At 67.3% G+C, this 14,828-nt stretch carries 14 protein-coding genes; all 14 read right to left on the bottom strand.

All coding sequences use genetic code 11. The features are described from left to right. Nucleotides 1-53: 53 nt before the first annotated feature. The 14 genes from V9K93_RS14640 to V9K93_RS14575 all read right to left on the bottom strand — a co-directional run bounded on the left by V9K93_RS14640 (nucleotide 54) and on the right by V9K93_RS14575 (nucleotide 14,489). The gene (locus V9K93_RS14640) at nucleotides 54-1,241 is read right to left on the bottom strand and encodes a substrate-binding domain-containing protein (RefSeq protein WP_295381370.1); all 1,188 of its coding nucleotides are present in this window, start codon (nucleotides 1,239-1,241) and stop codon (nucleotides 54-56) included. Nucleotides 1,242-1,339: 98 nt separating this feature from the next. Further along, nucleotides 1,340-2,533 (bottom strand): substrate-binding domain-containing protein, encoded by a 1,194-nt coding sequence (locus V9K93_RS14635; RefSeq protein WP_049403384.1) that lies wholly within the window; start codon nucleotides 2,531-2,533, stop codon nucleotides 1,340-1,342. A gap of 254 nt (nucleotides 2,534-2,787) precedes the next feature. Beyond that, nucleotides 2,788-3,987 carry a type II secretion system inner membrane protein GspF gene (gene gspF / locus V9K93_RS14630; RefSeq protein ID WP_107379712.1) on the bottom strand — a complete coding sequence of 400 codons (1,200 nt, stop codon included), beginning with the start codon at nucleotides 3,985-3,987 and terminating at the stop codon, nucleotides 2,788-2,790. 7 nt (nucleotides 3,988-3,994) lie between these two features. Beyond that, the gene (gene gspE / locus V9K93_RS14625) at nucleotides 3,995-5,428 is read right to left on the bottom strand and encodes a type II secretion system ATPase GspE (RefSeq protein WP_136637913.1); all 1,434 of its coding nucleotides are present in this window, start codon (nucleotides 5,426-5,428) and stop codon (nucleotides 3,995-3,997) included. Then, nucleotides 5,425-7,806 (bottom strand): type II secretion system secretin GspD, encoded by a 2,382-nt coding sequence (gene gspD / locus V9K93_RS14620; RefSeq protein ID WP_337302775.1) that lies wholly within the window; start codon nucleotides 7,804-7,806, stop codon nucleotides 5,425-5,427. Before gspD ends, gspE begins: the two co-directional genes overlap by 4 nt. After that, nucleotides 7,803-8,330 (bottom strand): type II secretion system protein M, encoded by a 528-nt coding sequence (locus V9K93_RS14615; protein ID WP_136637911.1) that lies wholly within the window; start codon nucleotides 8,328-8,330, stop codon nucleotides 7,803-7,805. The genes gspD and V9K93_RS14615 overlap by 4 nt, the downstream gene beginning before the upstream one ends. After that, nucleotides 8,327-9,490 carry a type II secretion system protein GspL gene (gene gspL, locus V9K93_RS14610; RefSeq protein WP_136637910.1) on the bottom strand — a complete coding sequence of 388 codons (1,164 nt, stop codon included), beginning with the start codon at nucleotides 9,488-9,490 and terminating at the stop codon, nucleotides 8,327-8,329. Before gspL ends, V9K93_RS14615 begins: the two co-directional genes overlap by 4 nt. Continuing rightward, on the bottom strand, nucleotides 9,487-10,392 hold the full coding sequence (gene gspK, locus V9K93_RS14605; protein WP_337302774.1) for a type II secretion system minor pseudopilin GspK: 906 nt from the start codon (nucleotides 10,390-10,392) through the stop codon (nucleotides 9,487-9,489). Before gspK ends, gspL begins: the two co-directional genes overlap by 4 nt. A gap of 9 nt (nucleotides 10,393-10,401) precedes the next feature. Next, entirely contained in the window at nucleotides 10,402-10,839 is a 438-nt protein-coding gene (gene gspG / locus V9K93_RS14600) for a type II secretion system major pseudopilin GspG (RefSeq protein ID WP_006370834.1), read from the bottom strand. A 57-nt stretch (nucleotides 10,840-10,896) separates the two neighbouring features. Beyond that, complete coding sequence (locus tag V9K93_RS14595; RefSeq protein ID WP_136637907.1) at nucleotides 10,897-11,481, bottom strand: hypothetical protein; 585 nt, start codon at nucleotides 11,479-11,481, stop codon at nucleotides 10,897-10,899. Between the two features lie 120 nt (nucleotides 11,482-11,601). Next, complete coding sequence (locus V9K93_RS14590; protein WP_295381342.1) at nucleotides 11,602-12,153, bottom strand: hypothetical protein; 552 nt, start codon at nucleotides 12,151-12,153, stop codon at nucleotides 11,602-11,604. 58 nt (nucleotides 12,154-12,211) lie between these two features. Continuing rightward, nucleotides 12,212-13,192 (bottom strand): FecR family protein, encoded by a 981-nt coding sequence (locus tag V9K93_RS14585; protein WP_337302773.1) that lies wholly within the window; start codon nucleotides 13,190-13,192, stop codon nucleotides 12,212-12,214. 69 nt (nucleotides 13,193-13,261) lie between these two features. Next, nucleotides 13,262-13,792: an RNA polymerase sigma factor gene (locus tag V9K93_RS14580; RefSeq protein ID WP_006370838.1), complete on the bottom strand. Its 531-nt coding sequence runs from the start codon at nucleotides 13,790-13,792 to the stop codon at nucleotides 13,262-13,264. A gap of 16 nt (nucleotides 13,793-13,808) precedes the next feature. After that, entirely contained in the window at nucleotides 13,809-14,489 is a 681-nt protein-coding gene (locus V9K93_RS14575; protein ID WP_136637904.1) for an STN domain-containing protein, read from the bottom strand. Nucleotides 14,490-14,828: the final 339 nt, after the last annotated feature.

Here is a 14,828-nt window from a genome sequence, read left to right as displayed (position 1 = left end):
GCATTGCTGCCGGCGCCCTTGTGCACTTCCTGCAACTACCAAAGCAATTGCAGTTACAGCGGACGGCCGATGCCCGAGCAGGTGCCGGGATTGTTCAAAGCAGCGGGGTTGCTCGCGGCCACGAAACGCATACGGATCGCATCACGCCAGGCCTTGTTAAGCGGAATGAAATTGTGCGCGCCGATGGCGGCATCGTTCGGGCCCTGCTCGACGCCGTTGACCACGACACTGCCGTAGAGTCGCGAAAGCGCTCCGCGGACTCTTGCGGCCAACAGTACATCCTTGTAGCACTGCCCAAACAGGAGATTGGTGGTACCCACGATTGGATATCCTGAGCTCGGGTTGCCGAACCACGGCACCCAGTTCGCTGGGTTCTCGGCAGCGGCACCGGCCGGCGGTGGCACGTTGTCCAGTGTCGCTTGAGTACTCACGTCCTTTGGAGAGAAGCCCTTGACCTGTGCAACTCGAGTAGCATCCGAGAGATCAAGAGACAGGTCTGGACCTGTGTATCCCATTGTTCCGACGGTCGTAAAAATGGCGGCGTACACCGCCGCGTCACCGGACGCCGGAGCTGCAACAAAGTTCTCGGGAACACTAGTGAACAGATTGGCGAAGGTCGACTGCACCGAAAACGCCGGCACGCCGTTGGTCAGCTTCAGCGTGGTGCCTGAGACATCGGCCGGCTGGCAGGCGCTGGTCAGGAAACGGGCCAGCAATTCAGTGGCGCCGCTGCTCTCGCCACGGTAGACAACCCGAATGGTGCCGGTGCGGGCGCTGTCGATGGTCGACCAGTTGGTGATCTTGCCGGAGAATATCCCGCAGATCCGGGTGACCGACAGGTCAATTGCTGAACCAGGCTTGTTGAAGGGAATAATCACCGGAGCCAGCGCAACCGGAATCTGGATCAATGCCCCATAACGGGTGGGATCACCAGCCCGGTTGAAGGTGCTGTTGTAGCTGTACAACTCGGTGCTGCTCAGTACCGCATCGCTGCCAGCAAAGTGGACAGTCCCCGTCGTCGAAAACAGTGATGGCTCATTGCTCAGGAATGCCCGCTTGCCGACGCCCGAGCTGGTAGGGACGTAGCTGAACGAGGTCGGAAGAATGCTGTCCGGACTGCCTTGGTACAGAGCTGCGGGCATTGTCGCGCCACCGCCCTGGACAAGAATTTGGGCATCTGCTTCTAGCGTTCCGACCAACACGCAACTGGCGAGCCAGAAAGCCTTCAATAGCAAGTTCATGAGATTGGCAACTCCATGCCTTGTCTGGATACGGTCGTTCATACCGCAGTGCGCCGGCCTGACGGCCGGCGCACGCGGAGAACACTTCTATGTCGCAGTTACAGCGGACGGCCGATGCCCGAGCAGGTGCTCGGATTGTTCACCGCACCGGCGTTGGTGGCGGTGGCGAAGCGAGCACGGACCGCATCGCGCCAGGCCTTGGTCAGCGGGATGAACTTGTGCGCGCGGATGGCGACGTCGTTCGGGCCCTGCTCGACACCGTTGACCACGGTGCTGCCGTAATGGCGGGTCAGGAAGCCGCGCACGTTGGCGCCGACGGTGGCGTTCTTGTAGCACTGGCCGAACACGAAGTTGGTGTAGCCAGCGATCGGATAGCCCGCGCTCGGGTTGCCGAACACCGGCACCCAGTTCGCCGGGTTCTCGGCAGCGGCACCGGTCGGCGGCGCAGCGGTTTCCAGCGTGGCCTGCACGCTCACTTCATCCGGCGAGAAGCCCTTGACCTTGGCGACCTTGGTGGCGTCGGTCAGGCTCGGGATGACGTCCGGGCCGACATAGCCAACGCGGCCGTCAACGGCATAGACGGCGTTGTACAGCGCGGTGCCACCGGTGGCCGGTGCGGCGATGAAGTTCGACGGCACGGTGGTGAACAGGTTGGCGAAGGTCGACTGCACCGAGAACGCCGGCACGCCGTTGGTCAACTTCAGGTTGCTGCCCGACACGTCAGCCGGCTGGCAGGCGCTGGTCAGGAAGCGGGTCAGCAGTTCGCTGGTGCCGCTGCTTTCGCCACGGTAGACGACCTGGATGTCACCGGTACGGCCCAGGCCCGCCAGCTGGCTCCAGCTGGTGATCTTGCCGGAGAAGATGCCGCAGATCTGGGTCACCGACAGGTCAACGGCCGAACCGGCCTTGTTGAACGGAATCGTGACCGAGGTGGCCACCGACGGAATCTGCACCAGGGCGCCGTAGCGGTTGGCATCGCCGGACACGTTGTAAGTGCTGTTGTAGGTGTTCAGTTCGGTGCTGCTCAGCACCGAATCGCTACCGGCGAAGTGCACGGTGCCGGTGGTGGAGAACAGCGCCGAGTTGTTTTCCAGGAAGGCCTTCTTGCCGGTACCCGAGCCGGTCACGGCGTAGCTGAAGTTGGCCGGCAGGATGCTGTCAGCCGAACCCTTGTAGAGGTCGGCCGGCAGCGAGGCACCGCCACCGGTGACGGCGGTCTGCGCCGAAGCGGCACCGGCGGTGGCCAGCAGCGCGGTAGCAACCAGCGCGGCCAGGGTCTTGTACTTGTTCATGATCTTCTCCTGAAGGGTTTACTGCGAAGGGAAACACCAAGGGAGGAACGGTCACTACACGCCTGCTGCCGCCGAGGGCCTCCCAGCCCACTCTGCGGCGACGTGTCCATGCTGGTCTGCGCCGATGACAGGCCGCTTAAGAAACCTGTGGAAGATCGAAAAAAGGTGTGGAGGATTGTGTGGAGAATCGAAAGCGTCCCGCGCTGCGCGCTCGCCGGGCATGGCCCGGTGCTACCCGTGATGGGCGTCGCGCATCACTGCACCAATTGGTTCATTTCCATGATCGGCATCAGCACCGCCAGCACGATCGTCAACACCACGCCGCCCATCACCAGGATCATCGTCGGCTCCAGCAACGCAGTCAGTGCCATCGCGCGACGCTCGATCTCGCGCGAGATCGTCTGCGCGGCGCGATCCAGCAGAGGCGCCAGCGAACCGGTCTTCTCGCCACTGGCCACCAGGTGCACCAGGATCGGCGGATACACCTTCTGCACCTTCAGCGCAGAGCCAAGCGCGGCACCTTCGCGCACTCGCGCGGACACATCATCTGCACAACGCGCCAGCAACGCATTGCCCAGGGTCTGCCGGGCAGCTTCAAGCGCACGCAGCAGCGGCACGCCAGCATCCAGCAGGATCGCCAATGTCGAGGCGAAGCGCGCACTGTTCACGCCCAGCACGAAGCGCCCGACCATCGGCACCCGCAGCAGCATCGCGTCCCATCGCAGGCGCAGCTCGGGCTTGCGCAGGGCCAACCGCCAGGCCACCACCAGCGCAGCGATGCCCAGCCCCGCCCACACGCCCCAGCTGCGTACGAACGCGCTGGCGGCCAGCATCACTTGCGTGAGCATCGGCAGCGTCTGCCGCGCCTGTACGAACGCAGTCACGACCTGCGGCACCACGTAGCTGAGCAGGAAGATCACGATCGCCACCGATACCAGGCTGATCGCCGCTGGATAGATGAAGGCGGTCAGTACCTTGGCCTGCAGCGCATTGCGTTCTTCGATGTAGTCGGCCAGGCGCTCCATCACCCGTGCCAGATCGCCGGAGTCTTCGCCTGCTCCTACCAGCGCCCGATAGATCGGCGGAAAATCGCGTGGCCGCGCTGCCAGCGCCACGGTCAGGCGCTGGCCGGCGCGCACGTCGGCGCGTACCGCGGTGAGCGCCTGCGCAACATGGGGGCGTTCGGCCTGCTCGATCACCGCACTCAATGCGCCTTCCAACGGCAGGCTGGCTGCCAGCAGGCTGGCCAGCTGGCGCGTAGCCCAGGCCAGCTCGCTGGCAGACAGCCGGCGAGCGCCCCAGCCACTGCCGGCACTGCGCGCGGCGCTTACCTGCACAGGGGTCAGCCCGCGCCCGCGCAACAGCTGGCGCGCACCGCGCGGGCTGTCGGCATCCAACTGCCCCTTCTCGATGCGGCCCTGCGCGTTGGCAGCCTGGTAGTCGAACAGTGCCATGCAGGCCTCAATCGTCGCCGGTAACGCGCAGGATCTCTTCCAGCGTGGTCACCCCGCTGTCGACCCAGCGCTGGCCATCCTGCCGCAACGTGCGCATGCCGGCACGCCGTGCCGCCTCGCGCAGCGGGGGCTCACCCTGCCCTTCATGGATCAACGCGCGTACCCGGTCATCGACCACGAACAGTTCGTGGATACCGGTTCGCCCGCGATAGCCGCTGTTGGCGCAGGCCGCGCAGCCCACTGCAAGCCACACGGTACGGCCCTCGTCGTCCACCTCGGCGCGCCGGCACTGCGTGCACAGCCGCCGCACCAGCCGCTGCGCCAGCACGCCGCGCAGCGACGAGGCCAGCAGGAACGGTTCCACGCCCATGTCGGCCAGGCGGGTCACCGCCGAGATCGCGTCGTTGGTGTGCAGGGAGGCCAGTACGCCATGGCCGGTCAGCGACGACTGCACGGCAATCTGCGCGGTCTCGAGATCGCGGATCTCACCGATCATGATGGTGTCCGGATCCTGGCGCAGGATCGCACGCAACGCGGTACCGAAACTCATGCCGATGCGCGCGTTGACCTGGATCTGGCCGATACCAGCGAAGTCGTACTCCACCGGGTCTTCCACGGTGAGGATGTTGCTGGTGCTGCTGTCGAGCTGGCCCAGCGCCGCGTACAGCGAGGTGGTCTTGCCGCTGCCGGTCGGCCCGGTGACCAGCACGATGCCGTGCGGCTGCCGGATCAATCCGGTGAACGTGGCCAGGGTGTCATCGGCCATGCCCAGGCGCTGCAGCTGCAGGCGCCCGGCATCCTTCTCCAGCAGTCGCAGCACGGCGCGCTCGCCATGCCCGGTCGGCACGGTGGAGACGCGGATGTCCAGCGGCCGCCCACCCACGCGGATCGCGATGCGCCCGTCCTGCGGCAGGCGCTTCTCGGCGATATCCAGGTGGGCCATGATCTTGATGCGCGATACCAGCGCCGCGTGCAGTGCGCGCCGCGGCTGCACCATGTCGCGCAGGGTGCCGTCCACCCGGTAGCGCACCACCGAGTGGGTCTCGAACGGCTCGATGTGCAGATCGCTGGCGCCATCGCGTGCGGCCTGTGCCAGCAGCGCGTTGATCATGCGGATCACCGGTGCATCGTCCTGCGCATCCAGCAGATCGGTGACCTCCGGCATGTCCTGCATCAGCCGGTCCAGATCCACTTCACTTTCAGCAGCCCCGACCACGGCAGCGGCATCGCCGCCATCACGGTACTGCTCACCCAACCGCTGCTGCCAGGTCGCAGCATCCAGCGCCTGGAACGGCAGCGGACCATGCCGGCGCCGCAGTTCTGCCACGGCCCACGCCGCAGTTTCGGCGGTGCCCAGCAACACGGGTTCGCCGCTGGCCTCGGACAGCATCACGCCATGGCTGCGCACCCAGGCATACGGCAGCGGTGCGGCGGCGCTCACGGCCCGATCACCAGTTCCGGCGTGTAGCCCAGCCCGCGCAGCTGCTGCAGTGCCGGGTCCAGCGTCGCCGGATCGCGTGGCAATCGCACGCGCAGGCGTTGCCCGCTCTCGCCGGGCGCCGCTTCGGCATAGGCCTGCAGGCCCAGTGCACGCACCTGCGCCACGCCCTGGCTGGCACGCGCCGGGTCCAGCCCCTGTGCGAACTGCACCAGCTGGGCATCGCCCTCACCGGCCGGATACAACGCCGCCAGGCTGGTGTTCTGCAGCGGCTGGCCCTGTCCATCGCGCGCATTGCCCTGGCCGAGCACAGACAGGTCCTGAGGTGGCAGCTGCGGCGCCGACAGCGCCGGCAATGCCCAGCTCTGCACCGGCTGCGCGCCGACCTGTGCATTGCGCATGTAGTCGTAGCGGTCGCGGGTCAGGCGCTGGCCGGCAGCCGGGTCACGCACCACGTGCGGGCGCAGGAACACCATCAGGTTGGTCTTGGCGCGCTTGCGGGTGTCACTGCGGAACAGTGCGCCCAGCACTGGAATCTTGCCCAGGCCCGGCACCGCATCACGGCCATGACTGACGCTGTCTTCCAGCAGCCCACCGAGCACCATGATCTGGCCATCGTCCAGCAGCACGCTGGTATCCAGGGCGCGTTTGTTGGTGATGATGCCGGCCGTGCTGTTCGCACTCTGCGCGTCGATGCTGCTGACTTCCTGGTAGATGTCCAGCTTTACCGTGCCGCCCTCGGAGATCTGCGGGCGCACCCGCAGCTTCAGGCCCACGTCCTCGCGCACGATGGTCTGGAACGGGTTGTTGCTGCCGCCACCACCGTCGGTCACGTAGCGCCCGCTGACAAACGGTACGGTCTGGCCGACCATGATGCTGGCCGCTTCGTTGTCCAGCGTCATCAGGTTCGGCGTGGACAGGATGTTGGCACCGCCCTTGCTCTGCAGCGCGTTGGCCAGCGCCTTCATGTTGAGGATCTGACCGACGCCGGGCAGGTTGATGGTGCCGTCGATCACGCCGATCTTCAGGCCGTCCTTGGGCAGCACGTCCAGAGTGGTGCGCGCGGCGGTGTTCAGGCCGCTGCCGCCGGTTGTACCACCGAAATGGGTGCCGCCGAAGGTGCGGCCATTACCCAACATCCACTGCACGCCCAGCTCGGCCGCGTCGGTCTGGTTGACTTCCACGATCAGGCTTTCCACCAGCACCTGTGCACGGCGCTGGTCGAGCTGGTCGATCACCCGCCGCAGGTTGCGGTACACCGGCTCGGGCGCCGAGATCAGCAGCGTGTTGGTCGCCACGTCGGCCTGCACCGAGATGCCGTTCTGGCTGAAACCGGTACTGCCAGCGTCGATTGGATCACGGCGATTCGGATCCAGCCGTTGTGATTCCAGTGCATTGCCACCGGTCTTGGCCTGCTGTGGCTGCGATGGCTGCGCCGGCGTGGCGCGGTTGGCGTCGCCGGGCAGCGGCGTGACGCCTTCGTTGCTGCCCATTGCCGGTGCATCGCTCTGCCCGGCCACCACACCGCGCAGCACACCGGCCAGCTGGTTGGCCTGGGCATTGCGCAGGTAGACCACATGCAGATTGCCGGACTCGTCCTGCGCCTTGTCCAGCTTCTCCACCAGCTGCCGCGCCAGGCGGGTACGGCCGGGGCTGCTGGAGCGCAGCAGCACGCTGTTGCTGCGCGGGTCGGCCATCACCACCACCTTCTGGCTGGGTTCGGCACCCTGCGCATCCAGCAGCGGCGCGACCATCGCCGCCACGTCGACAGCGATGCCCTGCTGCAGCTTGACCACGTCGGTGTCCATGCCTGCCGGTGTGTCCACGCTGGAAATCACCCGCGCGATGCGTTCCAGGTTGTCGGCGTAGTCGGTGATCACCAGGGTGTTGTTGCCCGGGTTGGCAGTGATCGGATTGTCCGGGCTGATCATCGGCCGCAGCACCGCTACCAGCGCGGCGGCATTCTCGTAGCGCAGCGCGAAGGTGCGCGTGGCCACCTCGCCGCCGGCCCCGCCGGCGCCCACACGGCCACCGAGCAGCTTGGCGTCGGCCTGCGGCACCACCCGGCTGACACCGCCGTTCTCGACCACAGCAAAGCCACGCATGCGCAGTGCGCCCAGCAGCAACTGGTACGCCTGGGTACGGCTGACCGGGCCATCAGAGACCACGGTCATCTTGCCGGTCACCCGCGGGTCGACCAGGAACTGGCGACCGGTGAAGCGCGCCGCCATGCGCAGTACACCACCGATATCGGTCTCCACCAGATTCAACTGCACCGGCTCATCCCGGGCGTCCTGCGCCAGCACCGGCGCCGGAACGTGGGCCATGCCCACCACCAGGGCCAGCGCGGTGCTGCAGGCAAGGCTGTGCATCACCCTCATGGATGGTCACCCACGGTGGGTACCATCACGATGTCTCCGGAAATCCGTGCCGCCGGCATGTTCGCGTCCCCTGTGCGTGTCAATTGCAGCTGCTGCAGTTCGATGGCCGGATCGGCCAGCACGGGCAGCAGCCAGTTCCACAGCGCGTCAGCGGGCACCGCCTGCACCTGCAGGTGCCAGCGCCCGTCGCGTGCGTCGATATGCAGTCCGTCGGCAAGGCCGGCGGTCTTGATCTGTCCGCGCAGCCCAGCCAGCGTCGGCTGATGCCCCTGCGCCAGTTGCTGGCGTTCGCGGGCATGCAGCAGCGGCGCCAATACGCGCGCCTGCGCCTGCAGCCGTGGCAGTTCGGCCTGCCAATGCGTGCGCTGCTTCAGCAGTGGCTCCAGCCACAACATCCACAGACCCGCCGCCAGCAGCGCCACCACCATCACCCACAGCATCAGCCGGTCGCGCGGCGGCAGGCGCTGCCAGCGCTGCTGCAGGCCGGCCAGACCTTCGCCCAGGCGCAGCGTCCTGGCAGTCACTGCCCGCCCCCGCTCACGCGCAGGCGTCCGCCCGCGTCCCGTACCAGTTGCAGACCCTGCGCCTGTACGGCCTGCTGCCATTGCTCCAGCCGTTGTGCGTCATCGGCCAATATCCGTGCGTTGTCATCCAGCTCCAGTTCCAGCTGGCCCGGCGTGTAACGCAGACCACGCACCTGACCACCCAGCTCGGGCACTGCCTGCAGAGTGGTGGCAACCTGCCGCTGCACCGGTGGCAACGGCGGCGCCGGCAACGGCACCGCCAGCGCGCGCCGCGCCTGTAGTACCGGGTCCACCACATCGGTGATCTCCGGGAAGCGCGCACTGAACTGCCGCGCCATGTCCTGCTGCAGCGCCTCGCCCTCGCTGCGCCAGCGCGAGACCTGCAGCTGCAGGCCCAGCGCCGCCAGCACCAGCGCCGCCACTGCCAGGCCGATTGCCAACCGCGGTGCCTGCCTGCTGCGACCCGGCAGTGGCAACGACCACGCTGGCAGGGGGCCGCACGCCTGCAGTTCATGTGCGACCACGGTTGCCGGCAGACTCTCCGGCCACGCCGACGGCACGCTGTCGATCCATTGCACGGCCTGCACCCCGGATTGCTGCAGGCGCGCCGCGAGCGACTGCAGCACCGCCCCCACGTCGCGCCCACCGCACCACTGCACAAAGCCACGATCGCGCCCGCTGCGCACCAGCAGGTGCTCGCCGCAGGCCTGCAGCGTGGCCTGGGCCTCCTTCCACGGCAGCAGCAGCGGCGTCGGATACAGCGCCTGCAGCTGCAGGCCGCACGACGCCAGCAGATGCTGCGCCTGCATGATCGCCTGCTGCCCGAGCCAGGCCACCGGCACGCTGCCATCGGCCGCCTGGGCACCATGCGCCAGCGCGACCTCCTGCAGGTCATCCAGCAGCATCGCCTCCACTTCACCCTGCAGCGCGGCCTGCAGCCTGCGGCCCGACAGCGGCGGCAGCTGCAGCTCCAGCAGGATCAGATCCTGCGGGTCGAGGCAGGCCAGCACCCCTGCCTGCGGATGACGCTGACCCAGCACGGCCAATGCGTCGCGGCCCTTGGCCAGCACCACACCCTTGTGCAACTGCGCCCACTCAACCGCACTGTCGGCACGCAGGCGTTCCAGCGCCGGCAGGCGCACCCTCAGCTGCACGCTCATGCACCGATCCTCGTCCACACACGCTGCACGCGCACACTGTCGTCGCGATACTCGCGCCAGATCAGCGCGCGGAAGTCGACCACACTGCCATCGGCCTGCACCTGGCCGACGGCGAGGAACCACTCGCTATGGATGCCAAGCGGTACCACCGCCATCTGCGCGTTGCTCAGTTGAAGCCGATTGGCGATGTCGCCGCGGTTGAGCAGCCAATGGCCACCATCGCGCTCACCGAGCAGCGCCTGCAGGCGCCCGGGCTCGACACTGGGTACGACCGCCTGCAGGACGCTGAGATCGCTGGTGTTGGCGTTGACCAGGGTCTGCGCAGGCAGCACCACGGTGCGCCGTGCCAACGCCTGCACGGCCATTGGATCGGAACCCGCGAAGGCCTGCTCGATCAGTGATTCACGCGGCAGCGGGGCCTGCGCCTGGACATCGCCATCGCGCAGGCGCGCCTGGATGTGGTCCGCCGCCGACGCACAGACACCCTGCCCCAGGCCCTGTCCGGAGCACAACGCGATGAACGCGCGCCGCGCTTCCGGGTCCGGCTTGCCGTAGGCCAGCAGGTTGCGCAGGTTGAACATGGACTGCGCATCGACCAGCTGCAGCTGCACTGGCAACGGCGCCTGCAGCTGCAATGGCCGCGCCCAGCGCCCGTTGCGGACCGTGGTCAACTGTTCCCGCACGTCCTCACGCAGCTGCTGCGCGGCACGCTCCAGCGTGGCATCCACGGCAATGCGCACCTGGGCGCGCAGCTGGTCGCCACGCAGCGCGCGCAGCTGCGCCGACTGCCGGGTCAGCAGCGCGGTAGCGATCACGGCCACCAACGCCACCACCAGCATCGCCACGATCACCGCCATGCCACGCTGGCGGGCGCACGAAACCGAACACTTCCGGGCTGCCATCGGCGCGCCTCAGAGCTGCCAGGAACCGACGTCCGCGTTCCCGGCGTCACCGCCGGGCTTGCTGTCCGCACCCAGCGAGAACACATCGATGTCGCCATGGGTGCCGGGAATCTGGTACTGGTACGGGTGACCCCACGGATCATTCGGCAGCCGGTCCAGGTACGGCGTGACCGGCATCGTGCCGCTGCCCTGCGGTGGCTTCACCAGTGCCTGCAGGCCCTGCTCGGCACTGGGGTAGCGGCCATTGTCCAGCTTGAACAGCTTCAAGGCCTGCATCAGCGCGGCGATATCCTGGCGCGCCGCAACCACGCGCGCCTGGTCCGGGCGATCCATCAAACGCGGCACGATCAATGCGGCAAGGATGCCGATGATCACTACCACCACCATGATCTCGATCAGGCTGAAACCCTGCTGCCGAGCCCTGCGACCACCCACCTGCCTTGCCATTGTTCCGCCCTCATCATCCTGGAAGAGACCGCTGCGCCATGGTCAGCGGTGCATGTGTCAGTACGATAAACATCCGCCTGCTATTCGCTGCGGCTGTGCCTGCAGCGGTGCAGCACGTACTGCTGGCGCACACGCCGCTTCAAGCAACGGAGATGGAAGGCTGCCCAGCGTGCCGTCGATACAGGCCCGCAGCAGTGGATGTGCGCAGGCCTGCAACAGGCGTACGCACTGCATCGGCGACCAGGCCGTGCCGTGGTCGAGGCCGATGAACTGCCGGTAGGCCTGGTGGTAGCGCAGGTCGTCGTACACGCGCTGCGCGCTGTTCAGGCCGCGCATCACCACCAGCAATGCCGCGCGTTGCAGCACGCGTACATCACCGGCCTCAAGCGGCAGCAGCGCCGCCGCACATTCGGGCCAGGGCCGCAGTTGCGGGTCGAGCGCCCTGCGCAATGCCAGCAGCGGATGCGACGAACTGTCCAGTGCAGCCCAGCGCGCGGCGTCGGCCCAGGCGTCGCTGGACAGCACCCAGACCCATGAATGCCCGTAGCGCTGCACGTTCAATGGTGCATGCCGCGCCTGTTCCAGCGACTGGCTCAGGTGGCGATCCAGTTCCAGCATGTTGATCCTGCGACTGTCTGCCATCAGCGCCGCCTGTGCTCCGCGACGCGTGGTGCGTCGTACTCTGGAGAAGACGTCGACAAGGCAGGTGAAGCGACAACGCGAATGCATCTCTGTGCACTGGGTGGCGCTTCATCCGCAGCGTCACAGCAACGTCATCCGCCTGCAGGTTTCGCCGTCCAGCCGTGGTGCGTCGCCACCGCATCGCCGCGCCAGCACCGCCACGTCGCTGCGCTGCGCGAACGCTGCCAGCACATCGGTCATGCCTGCGTCATCCAGCCATGACGCCATCGCGACACGCAGCGCTGGCAGCTGCCAGCCGTCCATCACGCCATGGCCGCCGGCCACGAACCAGTGCCACAGGCGCTGCTGCTGAACCTGCTCGTGCAGCTGCGGAAGATCATCGATGCCATGCATGTGCGCCAGCAGCAGCGCACGGGCGATCGCCGCCGGCGGCAACACGCCACTTTCGGGCAACGGCACAGCCTGCTGTTGCAGGCGCAGCAGCATCGCCAACGGGTGGGACTGCGGATCGAACTCCAGCAGCACTGCTTGTTGTTGCCAGTGCGCATCGGACACCACGCACACCCAGGGCGATCCATAGCGATGCACCATCAACGGCCGCCGCTGCGTGGTTTCCAGCAACGCCGACAGGTTGCGACGCAGATCCAGCACACCGATGGTCTCGTTGCGCATCCTTGGCTTCTCCTTGCTTGCAACAGCCCCGCGCGACACGCACGGGCAGCGTCTTCATCTAACCAAGGACGGCAATGCCACCCGGAAAGCGACGCAGATCCAGTGACATCGTCAGTCGCAGCTGCTCCAGCGCTGCATCGGGATCATCGATGCGGAAGCGGCCGCTGACCGGCGCGCGGGCCAATGCCGATTCGCCCAGCATTACCTTGCCACGGCGATAGCGGTTGATCTCGTCCACCACCTCGCGCAGCGGCGCGCGGCGGAACACCAGCATGCCTTCGGTCCAGGCGCTCACGTCCGAGGCCACGGCCTCGGCCACCACGCCACTGAGGCGCTCGTCGTACTGGGTCTGCTGGCCCGCCTGCAGCTGCAGCCGGCCCTGCGGATGCTCGATGCGGGCGCTGCCATGCAGGCAGGTCACCCGCACCTGGCCATGGGTGTTGCGTACGTCGAGGCGCACCGCACCTTCATCAGCGATCACGCAGCCCGGTCCAGCGAACAATGCAAGGCGCAGGCCAGGCTGGGTTTCGATCGCGGCCTGGCCCTGTACGAGCTCGAAGCCTTCGCCCTGCGCATCCGCACGGCGGCGCAGGCTGCTCTGGGTGTCCAGCTCGATCTTCAGCTGTGGCGAAGGCGTGATCTGCAGCCGCTCACCGGTGCCGGTATGGAAGTCGGCCGCCATCGACGTCACCGATGGCCACAGCCCCAGCGGTGGGCGGATCGCCGCCACCACTACCAGACTGGCCGGGGCGGCAATCGCTGCACCGAGGAAGGCACGACGGCTCCAGCGCTGCGCCGGACTCGCGGCAATTGGCTGGCGCGCAGCGGCGGGCAGCTGCTCGCCGGCCAGGCGCACCTGCTCCCATTGCCGGCGCGCACGGCCGAATGCTTCACGATGGAGAGGATCGGCCTCGCACCACGCCCGGAACCTGCGCCCGTCGGCGGCGGTGGCTTCGCCCGAGGTCAGGCGCACCACCCACGCGTGGGCCTGACGCTCGACGGCATCCAGCGGGCGTTGCGGGCGATCGTCAGGATCCATGGGGGCTCATGCCGGACCCGCACGCTGCGGGGTTCTGCTCGGCGTCAAAGTGTAGACGGATGCCGCCGCTCAGAACCGCACCTGGCGCCCCTGCCCGCTGCGCTCGGCCAGGTAGTCCTGTGCCGCCTTCAGTTCACGCTGCACCAGCCGCAGCGACACGCCGAGGTGATCGGCCACATCACGCTGCTGCAGGCCATCAACGCGGATCGCCAGCAGGATGCGACGGCGGCGCTCGGGCATGCGCTGCAGCAGGCCAACCATGTCCTCCAGCGCGAACTCGAGCTCGGCGGCCTGTGCCGGGCCCGGGCCTGGGTCGGCCATGTCCATCAGCGTATCCACTTCTTCCAGGCTCAGCAGGCGATGATCGGCCCGCTGGCGATCAATCACCGTGTTCATCGCCATGCGCAACAGGTAGGCCGCCGGGTTCTGCACCGCATCCAACCGGTCACGACGAGCACTTAGACGCATCCAGGTGTCCTGCAGCGCGTCACCGGCCAGTTCTTCCGAGCCGAGCTTGCGCACCAGACGGCGCTTCAGCTCGTCGTAGGCCCCCAGAAGGTGGTCCATCAGGTCTACTGCCCCAGCCGTACCGTTGCTCATGTTCGAATCCTTGAAGTCATGGAAGGGGCGAGCGCCGGCCACAGTCGTGGTCGGTACCGGAAGGTCGGATCTGCAGCGTTACCGGCTGCGGCAGCGCAGCGGCCTCGGCCGCCAGCACCAGGCCCTGCAACGCCTGCAACAGGCGTGCATCGCGGCGGGCGCTGCCACTGCCTGAGAGCAGCTCGGGCGCATGCACCTGGCCTTCGCTGTCGACGTGGAAGCGCAGCGTCGCGGCGTAGCGGCCGGGCGCGATCTCGGGGTCGTCACAGAACGCCGCACGCAGGCGCTGCTGCAGCCCACCATAGCGACGCCGACGCTCGGCCTCGGGAAGGCCGGTGCCAACACCTGGTTCGGCGACCGAGGGCGTGCCCCGGCGCAGCACCACGCGCTGCTCGCCGATCATCTCGGCCTCGATGCCGGTGTCCTGCAGCAGCGCCTGCAACGCGGGGAGTGGCGGCAGGTTGGCCCTCAGCGCGTGGCTGCTGCGCCCGGCGGCAAGGTCACCCGGGTACATCACCGACCACCCACTGATGACACTGAAGCGTTCGACCGCCTGTTCCAGCGGCTGCGCAGGGATGTCGTAGGCATGAACACCGTCGTGCCCGGCAGCGGCAAAGGACAGCAGCAGCCATGCGGCGATGGCCACCTTCCAAGTTCTGACCGCATGGTGTCCATTCAGCCCCCTGACGTAGAACACATGACCCTCGGCAGCGACAGCAGCTGCAGTGGACGCGCGCCACGACCGGAACCCCGGCCCGCGCGCGACCAGCAAGCGGGCTCAAACCGTACCGGTGCCAGATGTCATTGCGATGACTGCTGCCTCCGACCAACGTCGGGCCGGGCTCCAAGAAGCCAGTCACGCATCAGGCATCAATGAATTGAACAGACATTTTCATCTGCTTCATCTGCTCCTGGGGTCAGAGCCCGTTGCGCAGCAACGGGATCCGACCCCGAAAGATCGCGGGGAACTGTCGAAGGCGGGGTGGGTCCGGTTGCAGGGGTGTCCGCGGCATGGATGCCGCGGCCAAGCCCCCAT

It is taken from the genome of Stenotrophomonas sp. CCNWLW162, assembly GCF_037203745.1.
GTDB lineage: Bacteria > Pseudomonadota > Gammaproteobacteria > Xanthomonadales > Xanthomonadaceae > Stenotrophomonas > Stenotrophomonas maltophilia_AQ.
Note: the sequence above shows the minus strand (reverse complement) of the source record. Positions and strands in the feature narration are given on the sequence as shown.